We start from the raw sequence: 19,496 nt of genomic DNA, 5'->3' as shown, positions 1-19,496 counted from the left end.
GCCGTACGCACCCGGATATACGGCGGGGCCGTCGCACCCCGGCGGGTGCGACGGCCCCGTTTCACGTGAAACATGCGGGCGTTTCACGTGAAACGCCCATGGCGGGAGAACAGTGGCTATCCGTTGGGTCCGGCGAAGATTGCGCCGCCACCGCCTCCGTTGTGTCCGCCCCTGACGTCGTCGTCCTCACCCGTCGGGGTCGGGGTGGGCGAGGACGACTGGCCGCCGTCCCAGCCCCCGTTGTCGTTCCCGGTGCTGTCATTGCCACCGTTCCCGTTGTTCCCCCCGTTCCCGTTGTTGCCGCCGTTCCCGTTGTCACCGCCGTCGGTGCCGTTGCCGCCGTTGGACCCGTTGTGGATGCAGTCCCAGTCCCACTCGACACAGGTGCTGGTCGGGGTGGGGGAGGGCGTGGTCTCGGTCTGGGTCGGCGTCGGGGTGGGCGTCGGGCTGGGCTCCTCCTGCGTCGGGGTGGGGGTGGGCGTCGGGCTCGGGGGCGGGGTGTCGTTGAGGATCTCGCCGATGGGCTCGGGCTTCGGGAACTGCTTCTTCGGCTGCCCCTTCAGCGCGTCGTCCATGTAGTCGTGCCAGATCTGGGCCGGGAACGACGCACCGTGGATCTTCTCCTCGCCGCCCGTTCCGTACATCTCCAGGAACCTGCGGTTCTTGATCTTCTCGTCGTCCGGGTAGCGGAACATGCTGATCGCCGTCGACAGCTGCGGGGTGTAGCCGACGAACCAGGCGGACTTGTTGCCGTCCGTGGTGCCCGTCTTGCCCGCCACGTCACGGCCGGGCAGCTGGGCGTTGGTGCCCGTGCCCTCGTCGACCACGGTCTTCAGCACATCGGTGACGTTGTCCGCGACCTTGGAGGTGAAGGCCTGCTCGGTGATGACCTTGTGCGCGTAGATCGTCCCCTCCTTGCTGGTCACCTTGGTGACGGAGTAGGGGGCACGCTGCTTGCCGCTGGCGGCGAAGGTCGCGTACGCGCCCGCCATGCGGATCGCGCTCGGCTCCGAGACGCCGATGGAGAAGGAGGGGTATCCGGCGCCCGCCAGGCTGCTCTCCAGCAGGCCCGCCTCGACGGCGGTCTGCTTCACCTTGTCCAGGCCGACGTCCATGCCGAGCTGCACGAAGGCGGAGTTCACCGACAGCCGCATCGCCTCGCGGAGGTCGACCTTGTAGTCCGGCGGATCTCCGACCGACTCCTTGCCGTCGTTCTCCTGGAACAGCTCCTTGCCCTTCTCGTCCTTCCAGACCGACCCGTCGTAGTTCTTGATCTGCAGGTCGTTCTTGCCGTTGTAGAAGCTCTTGGGCGAGACGAGGGTGCGCTCGTCCAGTCCCTGGGCATCCCCGAGATCCGGATCGCGCACTCCCCACTTCATCGCCGCGGCCAGCACGAACGGCTTGAACGTCGAACCGACCTGGGCACCCGTCACATCGGCGTTGTTGGTGAAGTGCTTGGTCGCGTCGGCGCCGCCGTAGACGGCCTCGATGGCCCCGGTCTCGGGGTTCACCGAGGCTCCGCCGAACTGGACGTGCGTGTCCAGGTCGGGGCGCTTCCCGGGGTCGATCTTCTCCTTGTAGACGCGCTGGACCGCGGCCTCGAGCTGGTCGACCTTCTTCTTGTCGAAGGTCGTGTAGATCGAGTAACCGCCCTTCTCCAGCTGGTCCCGGGTGACGAGGTCGTTCTTGATCAACGTCGAGTTGGCCAGGTCGACCAGATAGCCGACCTGCCCGCTGAGCTGGGTGTTCGACCGCGGACGCTGCCAGCGCGGCATCTGCGTGTACTTCGCCCGCTCCTCGGAGCTCAGGGCGTCGTACTCGACCATCTTGTCCAGCGTGTCCTGCATCTGCCGGAAGGCGCGGCCCGAGTTGGCCTCGGGGGTGGCTGCCGGATCGATCGAGGTGGCGCCGGCCGGGTCGTAGTACGTCGCGCCCTTGACCATGGCGGCCAGGAAGGCGCACTGGCCGGGGTTCAGGTCGACGGCGTCCGTGTTGAAGTACGCGCGGGCGGCGGCCTGGATCCCGTAGGCACCGCGGCCGTAGTACGTCGAGTTCAGATAGCCCTCGAGGATCTCGTCCTTCTCGACCTCCGCGCCCACCTTGATCGAGACCAGTACCTCCGTGGCCTTGCGGGAGAGGGTCTGCGACTGGTCGTTGAGCATCGCGTTCTTCACGTACTGCTGGGTGATGGTCGAGCCACCCTGCGTGTTGCCGCCCTTGGCCATGTTCACCACGGCGCGGGCGATGCCCTTGGGGTCGATGCCGCTGTCGGTGTAGAAGGTCTTGTTCTCCTGGGCGATGACGGCGTTGCGCATCTCCTTGGGGATCTGGGCGAGGTCGACGATCTGCCGGTTGCGCTCACCGCCCGTGGCGACCATCTGGCTGCCGTCGGCCCAGTAGTAGACGTTGTTCTGGGCCTGCGCGATCTTCTGGACGTCGGGGATGCCCACCATGGCGTAGGCGAGGCCCGCGGCGCCCAGCAGTCCGGCCATGAAGCCGATGCACAGGCCGGAGACGAGCTTCCAGGACGGCACCCAGCGCTGCCAGCCGTACCTCTCCTGGCGGGGATAGTCGATCAGCCGCTTCCGGCCGGAGGCGGCGGCGCGGCCGCGGCCGGCCCCGGAGGGACCGCCGGGCGCTCTGCGCCGACTGCCTCCAGCGCGCTGCGCTGCGCGCCGGGCCTCCGCGCGACCGCCGTAGGGGCGGCCACCGTCCTCCGGACCGTGCGAACCGGACGGAGACCCTGTGGCGCCTCGCGGAGCCGCGCGGCGGCCGGAAGCCGGGCCGGACGGACCGCGTCGGGCAGCGGCGCGTCCGCCTTCCTGCGGCTGCGGCGGTTTGCGACGGTGCTCGCTCATCGGACGACTACTCCTCGGGCAGGCGCACCCCTGCGCGCCTGCAAGCGGCGACTGGTTTCCGGTCCCCCCGACGTACGGATGCGGCCCCTTCCGCACTCACCCGTACCGCGCCGGGGACAAGGACGTTCCCAGACGTCTCCTGCCTCCCGGTGCTCTGCATGGCGCACAGACTACGCATCGCCAAAACCCCCGAGCTCCGAAGTTCACCTCAAATCAGGCAACTTGCTCACGATGAATCCAGGATGTGATCCCGTTCACTCGTCCTGCCCTTGTCGCATGCGGAAGGTGGTTCTATCGTCGTGATGTATCGAGTCGATACATCAGAGCGGTATAAGGACGAGAGGAGGCGACGTTGAGCCGGCGTTCCGGCATCCTCGAGTTCGCCGTACTCGGCCTGCTCCGCGAATCCCCGATGCACGGCTATGAGCTGCGCAAACGGCTCAATACATCACTGGGTGTCTTCCGTGCGTTCAGCTACGGGACGCTGTACCCCTGCCTCAAGACGCTGGTCACCAACGGCTGGTTGATCGAGGAGCCGGGGAACATCGGCGAGGCCGCCGCCTCCCTCACGGGGCGACGCGCCAAGATCGTCTACCGGCTGACGGCCGAGGGGAAGGAGCACTTCGAACAGCTCCTCTCCCAGACCGGCCCCGACGCCTACGAGGACGAGACCTTCGCCGCCCGCTTCGCCTTCTTCGGGCAGACCTCCCGCGACGTGCGCATGCGCGTCCTGGAAGGCCGGCGCAGCCGGCTGGAGGAACGCCTGGAGAAGATGCACGCCTCCCTGGCCCGCACCCGCGAGCGTCTCGACGACTACACGCTTGAGCTGCAGCGCCACGGAATGGAGTCCGTGGAGCGTGAAGTGCGCTGGCTGAACGAGCTCATCGAGAGCGAGCGGGCGGGACGGGACCTGCGCGGTTCCGCCTCCGAGGGGACCGCTCGGGAGGACACCACATCAGGAGCGACGGGCGTCCTGCCCCGGCCCGGGGACGAGCCCCGGCCGGATACGCCCGGCGACACCGCCACGTGAGCGCCCAGTCGGGGCCTCACTCGTACACACAGGGAGCAACCGGAATGGGTTCGGTTCGCGTAGCCATCGTCGGTGTGGGCAACTGCGCCGCATCGCTGGTGCAGGGCGTCGAGTACTACAAGGACGCCGACCCGGCGTCCAGGGTCCCCGGTCTGATGCACGTTCAGTTCGGCGAGTACCACGTCCGTGACGTCGAGTTCGTCGCCGCCTTCGACGTGGACTCCAAGAAGGTCGGCCTGGACCTCGCGGACGCCATCGGCGCCTCCGAGAACAACACCATCAAGATCTGCGACGTCCCGAACACCGGCGTCGAGGTCCAGCGCGGCCACACCCTCGACGGCCTCGGCAAGTACTACCGCGAGACCATCGAGGAGTCCGCCGAGGCCCCGGTCGACGTCGTCCAGATCCTCAAGGACCGTCAGGTCGACGTCCTGGTCTGCTACCTGCCCGTCGGCTCCGAGGCCGCGGCGAAGTACTACGCCCAGTGCGCCATCGACGCCAAGGTCGCCTTCGTCAACGCCCTCCCGGTCTTCATCGCCGGCACCAAGGAGTGGGCGGACAAGTTCACCGAGGCGGGCGTCCCGATCGTCGGTGACGACATCAAGTCCCAGGTCGGCGCCACCATCACGCACCGCGTCATGGCGAAGCTGTTCGAGGACCGGGGCGTCGTCCTGGACCGCACGATGCAGCTCAACGTCGGCGGCAACATGGACTTCAAGAACATGCTGGAGCGCGACCGCCTGGAGTCCAAGAAGATCTCCAAGACCCAGGCCGTCACCTCGCAGATCCCCGACCGGGACCTCGGCGAGAACAACGTCCACATCGGCCCGTCCGACTACGTCGCCTGGCTGGACGACCGCAAGTGGGCGTACGTCCGCCTCGAGGGCCGCGCCTTCGGTGACGTCCCGCTGAACCTGGAGTACAAGCTCGAGGTCTGGGACTCGCCGAACTCGGCCGGCGTCATCATCGACGCGCTGCGCGCCGCGAAGATCGCCAAGGACCGCGGTGTCGGCGGCCCGATCCTGTCGGCGTCGAGCTACTTCATGAAGTCCCCGCCGGTCCAGTACTTCGACGACCAGGCCCGCGAGAACGTCGAGAAGTTCATCAAGGGCGAAGTCGAGCGCTGACCGTCCGGCCGTTCCGGCCGTGCGTGAACTCCGCTGAAGGTCCCTGGGTCGAACGGCCCGGGGACCTTGCGGTATGTGAGGCTGTGCCCCATGGCCGTCGTCCGTGACCTGCGCGTCCTGCTGCGCCTGAAGGGATTCCGGCGCCTGCTCGCCGTCCGCCTGCTCTCCCAGGGAGCCGACGGCGTCTACCAGGTCGCGCTCGCCACTTATGTGGTCTTCTCACCGGAGAAGCAGACCTCGGCCGGCGCCATCGCCTCCGCGATGGCGGTCCTGCTCCTGCCCTACTCCCTGGTGGGCCCGTTCGCCGGTGTCCTCCTGGACCGCTGGCGCCGCCGCCAGGTCTTCCTCCACGGCAACCTGCTGCGCGCCGTGCTGGCCTCGGTGACGGCCGCCCTGATGGTGAGCGACGTCCCGGTCTGGCTCTTCTACGTCTCCGCCCTCTGCGTCACCGCCGTCAACCGCTTCGTCCTCGCGGGACTCTCCGCCGCCCTGCCGCGCGTGGTGGACACCGAGCGCCTGGTGATCGCCAACTCCCTCTCCCCGACCGCCGGGACCCTGGCGGCAACCGCGGGCGGCGGCCTGGCCTTCCTCGTGCGCCTGCTGGTCTCGGACTCCGACGCCGCCGTGGTGCTCCTGGGCGCCCTGCTGTATCTGTGCGGGGCGCTGGCGGCGCTGCGCATCGCGGTGGACCTGCTGGGTCCCGACCGGCCGCTCGTGCGGCCCCGGCTGGCCTCGTCCCTCGCCGACACCGCACGGGGGCTGGCGGCGGGGGTGCGCCATCTGGCGGAGCCAGCCCGCCGCGAGGCGGCCCGCTCGCTCGCGGCCATGACCCTGATGCGGTTCTGCTACGGCGCCCTGCTGGTGATGCTGCTGATGCTCTGCCGGTACGCCCTGAGCTCCAGTGCCAGGGACGGGCTGACGCTGCTGGGGCTGGCGCTGGGGGTCTCGGGGGCCGGCTTCTTCACGGCCGCGGTGATCACCCCCTGGGCGGCGGGACGGCGTGGACCGGGCCACTGGATCATCGTGTGCGCGGCAGCGGCGGCGGTGCTGGTACCGGTGCTCGGCCTGCCGTTCGCCACCGCTCCCCTGCTCGCCGCGGCGTTCGTCCTGGGAGTGGCCACCCAGGGCGCGAAGATCTCCACCGACACGATCGTGCAGTCCTCGGTCGACGACGCCTTCCGTGGCCGGATCTTCTCCGTTTACGACGTGCTGTTCAATGTCGCCTTCGTCGGCGCGGCCGGCGTCGCCGCCCTGATGCTGCCGCCGGACGGCCGGTCCGTCCCCCTGATCGTGACCGTCGCGCTGATCTACGGAGCGGTCGCGGTGTGTTTGATGCGTTTTGAGCGCAAGTAAGTGTCACATCAGTGCCACAGAGTGGCCTCGGACCGCGGAGATGTCAGTGGGGACCGATAGTTTACGTGCGTCGTACTCACGCCATGTTCGCGTCATGCACCACAGTTCGAGGGGGACCCCCAGTGACCACTCCGCCCCAGGGCAATCCATTCGCGCAGGGAGAGCCGCAGGCTCAGCAGCAGCCCCATGGGCAGAACCCCTTCACCCAGGGCCAGCCCGGTTTCCCCCAGCAGCCCGGTCAGCCCGGTCAGCCCGGCTTCCCCCAGCAGGGCGCACCCTTCGGGCCGACCCCGCCGCAGCCGGCCCGGCGCAAGCTCAGCTTCAAGACGATCAAGAACATCGTCATCGTCGTGATCGTCGTCGGAGTCGCCATCGGCGGCTACATAGCCAGCCGCGACGACGCGGACACCGCGAGCGTGGGTGACTGCATGCACCGCGGCAGCACCAACGACAACGATCCTGACCTCGAGGTCGTCGACTGCAGCAGCTCGAAGGCCGAGTACGAGGTGATGGCCAAGATCAAGGGCTCCTACAAGACCCAGCTCACCGCCTCCACCAAGTGCGAGCAGGAGGCCCCCGGCTTCCAGTACACCTACAGCCAGACCGGGAGCGGCGACTTCCTGCTCTGCCTGAAGGACCACAAGTAGGAGGACGGGACCTCGGGCACTGGTTCTCACGCGCCGAAGGGGCGCTGTTTCACGTGAAACACCGTGAAGCGGCGCCCCTTCGTCCGTAGCGTGGAGGGTGTGTGTTTCACGTGAAACACACACCCTCCACGACGTCCACCGCTCCGGGGACTCAGCCCTCCTGCTCGGCCCACCACTCCTTGAGGGCCGCCACCGCCGCCTCGTGCCCCATGGGCCCGTTCTCCAGGCGCAGCTCCAGCAGGTGCTTGTACGCCTGGCCCACGGCCGGACCGGGCCGGATGCCGAGAATGCCCATGATCTCGTTGCCGTCGAGGTCGGGGCGGATCGAGTCCAGCTCCTCCTGCGTCTGAAGGGTGGTGATCCGGTCCTCCAGCCCGTCGTACGCGCGGGAGAGAGCGGCGGCCTTGCGCTTGTTGCGGGTCGTGCAGTCCGAGCGGGTCAGCTTGTGCAGCCGGCCGAGCAGGGGACCCGCGTCGCGGACGTACCGGCGGACCGCGGAATCGGTCCACTCGCCCGTGCCGTAGCCGTGGAACCGCAGATGCAGTTCGACCAGCCGCGAGACGTCCTTCACCAGCTCATTGGAGTACTTCAGCGCGGTCATGCGCTTCTTCGTCATCTTCGCCCCGACCATCTCGTGGTGGTGGAACGAGACCCTGCCGTCCTTCTCGAAGCGACGTGTGCGCGGTTTGCCGACGTCGTGCAGCAGGGCGGCCAGACGCAGTACCAGATCCGGCCCCTCGCTCTCCAGGGCCATGGCCTGCTCCAGGACGATGAGCGTGTGGTCGTAGACGTCCTTGTGCCGGTGGTGCTCGTCCCGCTCCAGTCGCAGGGCCGGCAGCTCGGGCAGAACACGGTCGGCGAGGCCGGTGTCCACCAGCAGCGTCAGACCCTTGCGCGGATGGGCGGAGAGGACGAGCTTGTTCAGCTCGTCCCGGACCCGCTCGGCCGAGACGATCTCGATGCGCCCCGCCATGTCCGTCATGGCCGCCACCACCTCGGGCGCGACGTCGAAATCGAGCTGCGCGGCGAAGCGCGCGGCCCGCATCATCCGCAGCGGGTCGTCCGAGAAGGACTGCTCGGGTGTGCCCGGGGTCCGCAGCACGCGGGCCGCGAGGTCGTGCAGTCCCCCGTGCGGATCGATGAACTCCTTCTCCGGAAGCGCGACCGCCATGGCGTTCACCGTGAAGTCGCGCCGGACCAGATCCTCCTCGATCGAGTCGCCGTAGGAGACCTCCGGCTTGCGCGACGTACGGTCGTACGCCTCGGAGCGGTAGGTGGTGACCTCGATCTCAAAGACGCGCTCGGCGTCACCCACGCGGGCGTTCTTCTGTGCCCCGACCGTGCCGAAGGCGATGCCGACGTCCCAGAGGGCGTCCGCCCAGGGCCGCATGATCTCCAGTACGTCCTGCGGACGGGCGTCGGTGGTGAAGTCCAGGTCGTTGCCGAGCCGGCCGAGCAACGCGTCCCGGACCGAGCCGCCGACCAGGGCGAGGCTGAACCCGGCCGCCCGGAAGCGGCGGGCGAGGTCGTCGGCGACAGGGGCGACCCGCAGCAGTTCACTCACCGCGCGGTGCTGCACCTGGCTGAGGGCATGGGGCGTGACTTCGTTGGCGTTCGGCACAACAGAACAGGGTACGTGGCCCGGGCGGGCACGGCTTCCGTCCATAGCGCACATAGAGGACGGCAGGGCGGATCACCGGAAGCGGCGGACAGCCCCGGATGATCTCCGGCCGCACTCCGTGGCACTTCGGCCCGGCGCACCTCGTTACCATGCGTGGACGCACATTCCGACGACCACTGACGACGACGAGGGACGGGCGAGCGCGTGGCCGAGGCGGCAGTACCCCAGGGGACCAGTCCCTCACCTGCCCTCCGGCTGCTGCGGCGCGGTACGGCACTGCTCGCCGGAGCGCCCCTGCTGGCCGGTCTGCTCCAGTTGCCCGTCGCCGGCGCGGCGCAGGCCGGGCCGCGGGAGGCGGCGGCCGACGCGCGCGGGGTGTCCGTCGCCATCGACTCCCTGACGCCCGCCGTCCCCACCGACGGGGACACCGTGACCGTCTCCGGCACCGTCACCAACCACGGCAGGCGGCAGATCACCGACGCCCATGTGGGGCTGCGGGTGGGGCCCGGCGTCGACACCCGGTCCGGCGTCGACGCGGCGGCCAGGAACAGCACCGACCTCCAGGGCGCCGTCCCGCCGGAGATCGACGACAAGTACACGGAGAAGTTCTCCAAGCTGGTGCCGGGCGTCGCGGAGCACTTCAACATCTCCGTACCGGTCGACGAGCTGAACCTCGACAGGGACGGCGTCTACCAGTTCGCCGTCTCCCTCTCCGGCCAGACCTCGGAACAGCCCTGGGAGCGGATCCTCGGCATCCAGCGGACCTTCCTCCCCTGGCAGCCCGACGCGGCTGCCCCCAGGACGAGGACGACGTTCCTCTGGCCGCTGGTCTCCACCGTCCACATGGCGGCCCAGACGGGCCCGAACGAGGAGCAGACCCCGGTCTTCCTCGACGACGGCCTGGCCCAGGAGATCTCCCCGGGCGGCCGTCTGAACCAGATGGTTGCCCTGGGCAGGAACCTCGACGTCACCTGGGTCGTCGATCCCGACCTGCTGGCCTCCGTCGACGCGATGACGGGCACCTATCAGGTCCGCCAGGGCGACGAGACCGTCGAGGGCACGCAGCAGGAGGTCGCCAAGCAGTGGCTCGCCGACCTCCAGACCGCGGTGGCGTACAAGGAGGTCGTCGCACTCCCCTTCGCCGACCCGGACCTGGCCTCCCTCGCCCACGAGGGCACGGACATCACCGGCTCGCTGAGCCAGCTCAAGGACGCCACGGACGTCGTCGCCAACACGGTCGAACCGATCCTCCACGTCACGCCGAACACCGACTTCGCCTGGCCCGTGAACGGCGCCGTCGACGGATCGATCGTCAAGGTCGCCACCTCGGCCGGCGCCGACAAGGTGATCGCCCGCAGCGACAGCCTCCAGGAGACCAACGACCTGCCCTACACCCCGTCCGCGGCCCGTCCCATCGGCGGCGGCACCACCGCGGTCGTCGCGGACGCCCGGCTCTCCACGGCGTTCGAGGGCGACCTGACCAAGGCGTCCGCGTCCACACTCGCCGTCCAGCGGTTCCTCGCCCAGAGCCTGGCCCTGAACGTGCAGACCGACAAGCAGCGCAGCATCGTCGTCGCCCCGCAGCGGATGCCGACCGGAAGCCAGGCCCGCGCCATGGCCGAGGCGGTCACGGCCCTCCAGGGCAGCACCTGGTCCACACCGCAGAAGCTGACGGGCGCCGCCGCGGCCAAGCCCGACCCGGAGGCCACCACCAGGGTCCCGGGCGGCTCCGCCTACCCCAACCCGCTGCGCAAGCGGGAACTCCCGCGCGCGGCGTTCCAGCAGATCGCGCGGACCCAGGGCAAGCTCGACAACTTCGCGGTCGTCCTCTCCCAGGAGTCCCGGGTCGTGACGCCCTTCGGGCGCGCCCTCAACCGCGGCACCTCCGTCTCCTGGCGCGGACGGCCCACCGAGGCGGCCTCCTTCCGTATCGGCGTGGAGACCTACCTCGACGGGCTGACCGGCCGGGTCCGGCTCATCGACAAGTCGGAGACCAAGCTCTCCGGCCGCAGCGCCACGATCCCCGTGACCGTGCAGAACAACCTGGTGCAGGACGTCGGCCCGCTGGTACTGCGGCTCACCTCGACCAACCCGACCCGGCTGGAGATCGGCGGCGCCGCCTTCCAGGAGCAGCGGGTCGCCGTCTCCGGCGGCCACAGCCAGTCGGTGAAGTTCACCACCTCGGCCAACGCCAACGGCCGGGCCACGGTGATCGCCCAGCTCTACACGCTGGACGGACAGGTGTACGGGGAAGCGGTCACCTTCGACGTGAAGGTCACCGAGATCACGGCCACGGTGATGCTCGTCATCGGCGGCGGCGTCCTGCTGCTCGTCCTCGCCGGCTTCCGGATGTACACCCAGCGCAAGCGGGCCGCAGCCCGTGAGGCCGAGCAGGACGGCGACGACGACGGCACCGGCGCCTCCGACGACGGCGACGACGCCCCGGCCGAGGCAACCGGCGCCCCTGAACCGTCGCCCGCGGCCGAGGAGGCCGACGCCATCGGCGACGACCGCGACAGCCGCGGAACGGAGGACGCGCGGGACACCGCGGAGAACCCCGAGGGCCCCGGCGGACGTCTCCGGAAGGAGTCCGGCGCCCGTGTCCGGGCGGGCGACCACGAGCAGCCGAGTGACCCGGCACCGGACACCGCAGCGGAAAACACCGGCCCGTCCGGCACGGGTGAGAGAGTGGACCGTTGAGGATGTCGTGGCCGGTCGGCCCGGGACGATGAGGTGGGGTAACCATGAACGCGCCGTACGACGGTGACCGCGGTCGGGCCGTGGACGGCACGGGCCGCCCCGGGGGCCCGCCGCCGCCCGACCACGGCCCCGCGCCGCAGCAGCCCGCGGACACGTACCTCCAGGACGCCTACGCCCAGGACCCCTACCGGTCGCAGGACCTCTCCGCCCAGGACCCGGTCTCCGAGGCCCTCTACGACCGCGCCGCGCATCCCCCGCCGCCCCCGGGCACCTACGCCCCCCAGGAGCCCCTGTACGGCCACCCGGCGCCGTCGCCGCACGCCCCCGACCCCAGGGTCTGGGCCCGTACGCCGCCGCCGGAGCCCGAGGGCCCCACGCAGAACCTGCCGTACGGCGACGACCCGCGCACGACCCGCTTCGTCGGTGTGGACGACCTCGTCACCGGGGCCGGCGAGGAGCACCACGAGCCGGACGCCTTCGCCCATCTCTTCCGCGACCAGCAGCAGGGCGGCGGCCACCCCGCCTACGGGAACCACGCCCCGGTCCCCGCCCCGGCCGCGGCACCCGCGCCGCACTACGGGGGCGCCCCGAGCCCGTACGGCGGCGCTCCGGGCCCGGGCCCGTACGGCGGCCCCGCCGCCCCGGGCGGCTACGCGACACCCGGGCAGGGCGAGTACGCCGCTCCCGCGCAGGGGGAGTACGCGGCCCCCGCGCAGGGCGAGTACGCGGCGCCGGCCCCGGGCGGCTACGCGGCACCCCCACCGGGGGAGTACGCGGTGGCCGCCGCCCCCGAGGCGGCCGAGCCCGTCGAGGAACCGCTGCCCGCTCCCGCGGCCCCCAAGGGAGGGCGCGCGGGAGGACTGCTCAAGTCCAGCGCGCTGATGGCGGCGGGCACCATGGTCTCCCGGCTGACCGGGTTCATCCGCTCGGCGCTCATCGTCTCCGCCCTCGGCGTCGGCCTGCTCGGCGACACCTTCCAGGTGGCCTACCAGCTGCCGACGATGATCTACATCCTGACCGTCGGCGGCGGCCTCAACTCGGTGTTCGTCCCCCAGCTCGTGCGCGCCATGAAGGAGGACGACGACGGCGGCGAGGCCTTCGCCAACCGGCTGCTGACGCTCGTCATGGTGGCACTCGGCCTGCTCACCGCCCTGACGATCGTCACGGCGCCGGTGCTGATCAAGCTGCTCTCCGCCCCCGTCGCGAACGATCCGGCCGCCAACGAGGTGGGCATCACCTTCGTCCGCTACTTCCTGCCGTCGATCTTCTTCATGGGCCTCCACGTGGTCATGGGCCAGGTGCTCAACGCCCGCGGCAGGTTCGGCGCGATGATGTGGACACCGGTCCTCAACAACATCGTCATCATCGTCACCCTCGGCGCGTTCATCTGGGTGTACGGCACCGCGGAGAACTCCGGGATGAAGGTGACCAGCATCCCGCCCGAGGGCGAGCGGCTGCTCGGCCTCGGCGTGCTGCTCGGCCTCGTCGTCCAGTCCCTGGCGATGATCCCCTACCTGCGCGAGACCGGCTTCCGGCTGCGGCCGCGCTTCGACTGGAAGGGCCACGGACTCGGCAAGGCGATGACCCTCGCCAAGTGGACGGTCTTCTTCGTGCTCGCCAACCAGGCGGGCGCCATGATCGTCATCCAGCTCTCCACCGCCGCGGGCAAGGCATCCCCCGTCGACGGCACCGGCTTCGCCGCCTACGCCAACGCCCAGCTCATCTGGGGACTGCCGCAGGCCATCATCACCGTCTCCCTGATGGCCGCCCTGCTGCCCCGCATCTCGCGCTCCGCAGCCGAGGAGGACGGCGGCGCGGTCCGGGACGACATCTCCCAGGGGCTGCGCACCACGGCCGTCGCCATCGTGCCGGTCTCCTTCGGCTTCGTCGCCCTCGGCATCCCGATGTGCACGCTGATGTTCGGCTCGTCGGGCACCGGCGAGGCCACCAACATGGGCTTCATGCTGATGGCCTTCGGCCTCGGCCTCATCCCCTACTCGGTGCAGTACGTCGTCCTGCGCGCCTTCTACGCCTACGAGGACACCCGCACCCCCTTCTACAACACGGTCATCGTGGCCACCGTCAACGCGGGCGCCGCGGCCCTCTGCTTCCTGCTCCTCCCGGCCCGCTGGGCCGTGGTCGGCATGGCCGCCGCCTACGGCCTGGCCTACATGACCGGTGTCGGCGTCGCCTGGCGGAGGCTGCGCAAGCGGCTCGGCGGCGACCTGGACGGCTCCCGGGTGCTGCGCACCTACGCCCGGCTCTGCATCGCCTCCGTCCCGGCAGCTCTGATCAGCGGCGCCGCCTGCTACGGCATCACCCGCGTGCTCGGCCAGGGCGCCCTCGGATCGCTCGCCGCCCTGCTGGCCGGCGGGGCGCTCCTGATCGGCGTCTTCTTCGCCGCCGCCCGCCGCATGCGCATCGAGGAGGTCAACTCCCTGGTCGGTATGGTCCGCGGACGCCTGGGACGCTGAAACCGCGGGTAGGCGCACAACCATCGTCCACCCCCGTGTGTCGTGCATAGCGGTGGACTGTGGGCACAATTGGATCGGCGTCGGACCGCGTGCCGCGCAGGTGGAACCGGCGCGCATCGAATGGGGAGGCAGGAACGACGGTGGCGGAACGGAGCACAGCTGCCGTCGACGTGGCAGACAACAGCGGTGAGAAGCCGCTGACCGCACAGGCGGACCAGTCCACGGCCGACGGGGTGGCCAGCAACCGGGAGCGGGACACGGACAGCGACGAGGCACAGCGGAGCACCACCGGCGAGGAGGCCGTCCCGCCCTCGCCCCCCGAGCTGCACAGCGGGCACAAGCTCGCCGGACGCTACCGCCTGGAGGAATGCGTCACCCGCCTGGACGGCTTCAGCAGTTGGCGGGCGGTCGACGAGAAGCTGCGCCGTGCCGTCGGGGTCCACGTCCTCCCGGCCGACCACGCCCGCGCCCGCTCGGTGCTGGCCGCGGCCCGCTCCGCCGCGCTCCTCGGCGACCCGCGCTTCGTCCAGGTCCTCGACGCGGTCGAGGAGAACGACCTCGTCTACGTCGTCCACGAGTGGCTCCCCGACGCCACCGAACTGACCGCCCTCCTCGCCGCCGGCCCGCTGGAGGTGTACGACGCCTACCAGATGGTCAGCCAGGTCTCCTCCGCCATGGCCGCCGCCCACCGCGAGGGCCTCGCACATCTGCGCCTGAGCCCCAACGCCGTGCTGCGCACCTCGACCGGCCAGTGGCGCATCCGGGGTCTCGCCGTCAACGCCGCACTCCGCGGGATCGCCTCGGACACCCCCCAGCGCGCCGACACCGAGGCCGTCGGCGCCCTGCTGTACGCCTCCCTCACCCAGCGCTGGCCGTACGAGAACGACGCCTACGGCCTGTCCGGCCTGCCCAAGGACCTCGGTCTGATCCCGCCCGACCAGGTGCGGGCCGGCGTCCACCGCGGGCTGTCCGAGCTGGCCACGCGCGCGCTCGCCAACGACGGCGCCACCGCCTCGCGCCACGAGTCCCCGTGCACCACGCCGGAGGAGCTGGTGAAGGCGATCGGCGAGATGCCCCGCATCCGCCCGCCGGAGCCCACCTTCACCGCCCCGCCGGAGTACCAGCGCACGACCTACCAGCAGGGCCCGTACGGCCGCCCGGCACCGCACCCGGGGATCACCCAGCCGGTGCCGGCCCCGCCGCCCCCGTTGCAGAGCCGCACCGGCAAGGCCCTCAAGTGGGCCGTGTCCGCGCTGCTGATCGCCGCCCTGGGCCTGGGAAGCTGGCAGCTCGCCGACGCGCTCATGGAACGCGGCGGCAAGACCGACGACCAGAACCGGACCCAGACGACCGAGGGCGGCAACAAGGGCGGCGAGAAGCCCAAGCCGGTCAGGCCGCACGAGATCCACGACGCCGTCGAGTACTACCCCGACGGCAAGCCCCAGCACCCCAACGACGTGGGGCTCAGCTACGACGGCGACCCCGCCACGTACTGGCGCACCTACTCCTACAACGAGGGGCCCGAGCTGGCGCCCTACAAGCAGGGCGTGGGCATCATGTACGACCTGGGCACCGCCCGGAACGTCTCGTCCGCCTCGATAGGGCTGTACTACGGCGGTGCCCGCACCACGGCCCACCTGTACGCGGCCGACTCGCTCTCCTCCTCCGCCCCGCTCGGCTCCATGAAGGAGATCGGGCAGGTCTCGACGACCGGACAGAACCTGGAGTTCTCCGCCGAGCGCGCGGTGAAGACCCGCTACGTACTGGTGTGGATCACCTCCGCGCCGTACTCGGGGCGGGACGAGTACAGCGGGGCCGGATACAAGCAGGCGATCACCGAAGTGCGGTTCAAGGGCTGACGACGCGACGGGGGGTGGGGCGGCCCGATGGCAGAGAAACCCGGGGATCCCGCGGCATCGGACGAGACTCTGCTGGAGCGGCACGTCGCCGGTGATCCGGACGCCTTCGGCGAACTGGTACGGCGCCACCGCGACCGGCTCTGGGCCGTCGCCCTGCGGACGCTGGGGGACCGCGAGGAGGCCGCCGACGCCGTGCAGGACGCCCTTGTCTCGGCGTACCGGGCCGCGGGCACCTTCCGCGGCCAGGCGGCCGTCACCACCTGGCTGCACAGGATCACGGTGAACGCCTGCCTGGACCGTGCCCGCAAGGCCGCCTCCCGGAGGACGGCGCCGGTCGACGACGCCGAGCGGCTGGACCGGCTGCTGGAGCCCCATGAGTCCGCCTCGGCGCCCGCCGAGCGCAAGGACCTCCACCGCGAGCTGCTGGAAGCGCTGGACACCCTGCCGCCCGACCAGCGGGCCGCGCTGGTCCTGGTCGACATGCAGGCCTATCCGGTGGCGGAGGCCGCCCGCATCCTCGACGCCCCGGTCGGCACCATCAAAAGCCGCTGCGCCCGAGGCAGAGCCCGCCTCCTGCCCCTGCTCACCCATCTCCGCCCAGGCCGTCGCAACGACGGCGGGGCGGACAAGCAGGACGGGAAGACCGGCACCGGACGGAACCGGACCCGAGGGCCATCCGTCCCACCGGCAGCGGGACCCAGCGATCCAGCCACGGTGAAGGGCGGAGGTGGACGAGCGTGACATCGTCGACGGCGGACATGACCGGGCACCCGGACATCACCGAGATCTCCGATCTCACCGAGGGACTGCTCCCTCCGGCGAGGAGCACCGACATCCGGCGGCATCTGGAGGAATGCGCGTCCTGTGCCGATCTCCACGCCTCGCTGGAGGAGATCCGGGAGCTGATGGGAACCCTCCCGGCCCCCTCCCCGATGCCGGACGACGTGGCCGACCGGATCGATGCCGCTCTCGCCGCGGAGGCGGACACCCCCTCCGGGGACACCCATGACCACGTCCACGTTTCACGTGAAACATCGCCCGCCTCCGACCGGCCCTCGGGAGGCGCGCGCTCCTCGACCACGGGACCGGGCCGCAAGGGCGGCGGAAGCCCCCGGACCCGCGGGCGGGGCGGACGCCGCCGGATCGCGGTCCTGGGGGCGGTGGCCGCCGTCGCGGCCCTGGGGCTGGGCTCCGTGGTCGTGGCCTCCCTCACCGGCAGTGACGACCCCGGCACCACGGCCCACGCCAAGCAGGCCGCCGCCGTCGAGAGCTTCTCCGAGGACGGGCTCGAGGAACAGGTCACCGCGCTGCTGGCAGGGACCACGGGCACATCCGCCACGCCGCGCACCTTCGGTGCCGAGTCCGGGGCCGGCGAGAAGAACCGTGTCCTGAGGGAGCCGACGCTCCCCGGGTGCGTACAGCAGGGGATCGGCCGTGACGACGCGGTGCTGGCGACCGAGGATGGCGTCTACCAGGGAAGGCGTGCCATGCTCGTGGTACTGCCCGACCGCACCGACGACCGCAGGGTCACCGCCTATGTCGTCGAGTCGACGTGTGTGGACCAGCCGTCCATGAACAGGGCAAAGGTGCTGTTCACGCGCTCCTACGCCCGCTCCTGAGCCACCGCTCTCATCCCTTCGCACGATGCGCCCCGGCACAGCGGGAATGCGCGCCCCTTAGTATCCGTTGGGTCGGATGGGAGCAGAGGAATCAAGCCCCGCCCGGCCTTGTAAGACGCTGTCCAGAGACGAGGAATGAAGCCGTGAGTGACGTCCGAAACGTGATCATCATCGGCTCCGGCCCCGCCGGCTACACGGCGGCGCTGTACACCGCGCGCGCGTCGCTGAAGCCGCTGGTGTTCGAGGGCGCCGTCACCGCAGGCGGTGCGCTGATGAACACCACCGATGTGGAGAACTTCCCGGGCTTCCAGAACGGCATCATGGGCCCGGAGCTCATGGACAACATGCGCGCCCAGTCGGAGCGCTTCGGCGCCGAGCTCATCCCGGACGACATCGTCTCCGTCGACCTGTCCGGTGAGATCAAGACCGTCACCGACACCGCCGGTACGGTTCACCGGGCCAAGGCGGTCATCGTCGCCACCGGCTCCCAGCACCGCAAGCTCGGCCTGCCGAACGAGGACGCCCTCTCCGGTCGTGGCGTCTCCTGGTGCGCGACCTGCGACGGCTTCTTCTTCAAGGACCAGGACATCGCCGTGATCGGCGGTGGCGACACCGCGATGGAGGAGGCGACCTTCCTCTCCCGCTTCGCCAAGTCCGTCACGATCGTCCACCGCCGCGACACCCTGCGCGCCTCCAAGGCGATGCAGGAGCGCGCCTTCGCCGACCCGAAGATCTCCTTCGCCTGGGACAGCGAGGTCGCCGAGGTCGTCGGTGACCAGAAGCTGGCCGGGCTGAAGCTGCGCAACATCAAGACCGGCGAACTCTCCGACCTGGCCGTGACCGGCCTCTTCATCGCCATCGGTCACGACCCCCGCACCGAGCTCTTCAAGGGCCAGCTCGACCTGGACCCGGAGGGCTACCTCAAGGTCGACGCCCCGTCGACCCGCACCAGTGTGACCGGTGTCTTCGGCGCCGGCGACGTGGTCGACCACACGTACCGCCAGGCGATCACCGCAGCCGGTACCGGCTGTTCCGCGGCCCTCGACGCCGAGCGCTTCCTTGCCGCGCTCAGCGACGAGGACCAGGCCGAGCCCGAGAAGACTGCGGTCTGACCCCTATCCACGCATCCATGAGTGAGGAGCCCGTTGTGGCCGGCACCCTGAAGAACGTCACCGACGACACATTCGATGAGGATGTTCTCAAGAGCGACAAGCCCGTTCTCGTGGACTTCTGGGCCGCGTGGTGCGGTCCGTGCCGTCAGATCGCGCCGTCGCTGGAGGCCATCGCGGCCGAGTACGGCGAGAAGATCGAGATCGTCAAGCTGAACATCGATGAGAACCCGGCCACGGCTGCCAAGTACGGCGTCATGTCCATCCCGACCCTGAACGTCTACCAGGGCGGCGAGGTCGCCAAGACCATCGTCGGCGCCAAGCCGAAGGCCGCGATCGTCCGCGACCTTGAGGACTTCATCGCCGACTGATGTTTCACGTGAAACACGCATGGGCCGTCCCGGAAGGGGCGGCCCATACGGCGCTACCGGGTGGCTCCCGGCATCACAGCGGCCGCAGCACCGGATCCTTCTGAACGGCGCCGAGAAGCCGGTCCAGTGCCATCTCCACGTCTTCCTTCCAGGACAGCGTGGACCGGAGCTCCAGCCGGAGCCGGGGATGGTGCGGATGGGGCCGCACCGTCTTGAAGCCCACGGCCAGCAGATGATCCGCCGGCAGCATGCAGGCGGGTTCCTTCCAGCGGGTGTCCCCGAATGCCTCGATGGCCTTGACACCCCGCCGCAGCAGATCCTTGGCGACGGTCTGCACCATCACCCGGCCGAGCCCCTGTCCCCGGTAGGCGGGCAGGAGGAAGGCCGTGATCAGTTGCACCGCGTCGGACGCTACCGGGCTCGTGGAAAAGGCCACCGAACGGGGAACGTAGGCGGGCGGCGCGTAGAGCACGAAGCCCACGGGCACGTCGTCGACCCGCACCACCCGGCCGCAGGAGCCCCAGTCCAGCAGCACGGCCGAGATCCAGGACTCCTTCTCCCGGGCCGCCCTGTTCTCTCTCACCGCGGCTTCGCCCCTGACCGGGTCCAGCTCCCAGAAGACGCATGAGCGGCAGCGCTGGGGGAGGTCCTGAAGGTTGTCCAGCGTGAGCGGTACGAGCCGACGCCCCATGAAGGCTGTTCCTCGCTTCCTTCGCCCGCGGATTCGC

14 protein-coding genes are annotated in these 19,496 nt (G+C 70.3%); 11 read left to right on the top strand and 3 right to left on the bottom strand.

Annotated features, from left to right (window positions below):
* Positions 1–116: 116 nt before the first annotated feature.
* Positions 117–2,858 carry a transglycosylase domain-containing protein gene (locus ACZ7LB_RS05320; RefSeq protein ID WP_471465471.1) on the bottom strand — a complete coding sequence of 914 codons (2,742 nt, stop codon included), beginning with the start codon at positions 2,856–2,858 and terminating at the stop codon, positions 117–119.
* 352 nt (positions 2,859–3,210) lie between these two features.
* Between ACZ7LB_RS05320 and ACZ7LB_RS05315 the strand changes: the two genes are divergently transcribed.
* The 4 genes from ACZ7LB_RS05315 to ACZ7LB_RS05300 all read left to right on the top strand — a co-directional run bounded on the left by ACZ7LB_RS05315 (position 3,211) and on the right by ACZ7LB_RS05300 (position 7,015).
* Positions 3,211–3,888 (top strand): PadR family transcriptional regulator, encoded by a 678-nt coding sequence (locus tag ACZ7LB_RS05315; RefSeq protein ID WP_161229092.1) that lies wholly within the window; start codon positions 3,211–3,213, stop codon positions 3,886–3,888.
* A gap of 44 nt (positions 3,889–3,932) precedes the next feature.
* Positions 3,933–5,015 (top strand): inositol-3-phosphate synthase, encoded by a 1,083-nt coding sequence (locus tag ACZ7LB_RS05310; protein WP_471465470.1) that lies wholly within the window; start codon positions 3,933–3,935, stop codon positions 5,013–5,015.
* Positions 5,016–5,105: 90 nt separating this feature from the next.
* Positions 5,106–6,368: an MFS transporter gene (locus ACZ7LB_RS05305; protein WP_471465469.1), complete on the top strand. Its 1,263-nt coding sequence runs from the start codon at positions 5,106–5,108 to the stop codon at positions 6,366–6,368.
* Positions 6,369–6,451: 83 nt separating this feature from the next.
* Positions 6,452–7,015 (top strand): LppU/SCO3897 family protein, encoded by a 564-nt coding sequence (locus ACZ7LB_RS05300; protein ID WP_471465468.1) that lies wholly within the window; start codon positions 6,452–6,454, stop codon positions 7,013–7,015.
* 151 nt (positions 7,016–7,166) lie between these two features.
* On the opposite strand, the gene ACZ7LB_RS05295 is transcribed toward ACZ7LB_RS05300, so the two are convergent.
* Entirely contained in the window at positions 7,167–8,636 is a 1,470-nt protein-coding gene (locus tag ACZ7LB_RS05295) for a CCA tRNA nucleotidyltransferase (RefSeq protein ID WP_471465467.1), read from the bottom strand.
* Positions 8,637–8,840: 204 nt separating this feature from the next.
* On the opposite strand from ACZ7LB_RS05295, the gene ACZ7LB_RS05290 reads away from it, so the two are divergent.
* The 7 genes from ACZ7LB_RS05290 (at position 8,841) to trxA (ending at position 18,768) form a co-directional block, all read left to right on the top strand.
* Positions 8,841–11,336 carry a DUF6049 family protein gene (locus ACZ7LB_RS05290; RefSeq protein WP_471465466.1) on the top strand — a complete coding sequence of 832 codons (2,496 nt, stop codon included), beginning with the start codon at positions 8,841–8,843 and terminating at the stop codon, positions 11,334–11,336.
* 44 nt (positions 11,337–11,380) lie between these two features.
* Positions 11,381–13,810, top strand: coding sequence for a murein biosynthesis integral membrane protein MurJ (gene murJ / locus ACZ7LB_RS05285; protein WP_471465465.1), 2,430 nt, complete (start codon positions 11,381–11,383; stop codon positions 13,808–13,810).
* Between the two features lie 140 nt (positions 13,811–13,950).
* Entirely contained in the window at positions 13,951–15,669 is a 1,719-nt protein-coding gene (locus ACZ7LB_RS05280) for a protein kinase family protein (RefSeq protein WP_471465464.1), read from the top strand.
* 27 nt (positions 15,670–15,696) lie between these two features.
* Positions 15,697–16,410 carry an RNA polymerase sigma factor SigM gene (gene sigM / locus ACZ7LB_RS05275; RefSeq protein WP_471465463.1) on the top strand — a complete coding sequence of 238 codons (714 nt, stop codon included), beginning with the start codon at positions 15,697–15,699 and terminating at the stop codon, positions 16,408–16,410.
* Between the two features lie 17 nt (positions 16,411–16,427).
* Positions 16,428–17,288, top strand: a complete 861-nt coding sequence (locus ACZ7LB_RS05270; protein ID WP_471465611.1) for an anti-sigma factor family protein — start codon at positions 16,428–16,430, stop codon at positions 17,286–17,288.
* Between the two features lie 143 nt (positions 17,289–17,431).
* The gene (trxB, locus tag ACZ7LB_RS05265) at positions 17,432–18,400 is read left to right on the top strand and encodes a thioredoxin-disulfide reductase (RefSeq protein ID WP_471465462.1); all 969 of its coding nucleotides are present in this window, start codon (positions 17,432–17,434) and stop codon (positions 18,398–18,400) included.
* A gap of 35 nt (positions 18,401–18,435) precedes the next feature.
* Entirely contained in the window at positions 18,436–18,768 is a 333-nt protein-coding gene (gene trxA, locus ACZ7LB_RS05260) for a thioredoxin (RefSeq protein ID WP_161229100.1), read from the top strand.
* Between the two features lie 73 nt (positions 18,769–18,841).
* Here trxA and ACZ7LB_RS05255 read toward each other — a convergent pair whose 3' ends face one another.
* Entirely contained in the window at positions 18,842–19,459 is a 618-nt protein-coding gene (locus ACZ7LB_RS05255; protein ID WP_471465461.1) for a GNAT family N-acetyltransferase, read from the bottom strand.
* Positions 19,460–19,496 lie beyond the last annotated feature (37 nt).

Source organism: Streptomyces sp. NPDC107521 (assembly GCF_055598485.1).
The sequence above is the reverse complement of the archived record's forward strand: the minus strand, read 5'-3'. Positions and strand labels throughout refer to the sequence as shown.

Bases quoted from the DNA above. Each gene is read 5' to 3' on its own strand.
- ACZ7LB_RS05320 (WP_471465471.1), bottom strand. From the start codon at position 2,858: ATGAGCGAGCACCGTCGCAAACCGCCGCAGCCGCAGGAAGGCGGACGC.
- ACZ7LB_RS05310 (WP_471465470.1), top strand. From the start codon at position 3,933: ATGGGTTCGGTTCGCGTAGCCATCGTCGGTGTGGGCAACTGCGCCGCA.
- ACZ7LB_RS05305 (WP_471465469.1), top strand. From the start codon at position 5,106: ATGGCCGTCGTCCGTGACCTGCGCGTCCTGCTGCGCCTGAAGGGATTC.
- ACZ7LB_RS05300 (WP_471465468.1), top strand. From the start codon at position 6,452: ATGTTCGCGTCATGCACCACAGTTCGAGGGGGACCCCCAGTGACCACT.
- murJ (WP_471465465.1), top strand. From the start codon at position 11,381: ATGAACGCGCCGTACGACGGTGACCGCGGTCGGGCCGTGGACGGCACG.
- sigM (WP_471465463.1), top strand. From the start codon at position 15,697: ATGGCAGAGAAACCCGGGGATCCCGCGGCATCGGACGAGACTCTGCTG.
- ACZ7LB_RS05270 (WP_471465611.1), top strand. From the start codon at position 16,428: ATGACCGGGCACCCGGACATCACCGAGATCTCCGATCTCACCGAGGGA.
- ACZ7LB_RS05255 (WP_471465461.1), bottom strand. From the start codon at position 19,459: ATGGGGCGTCGGCTCGTACCGCTCACGCTGGACAACCTTCAGGACCTC.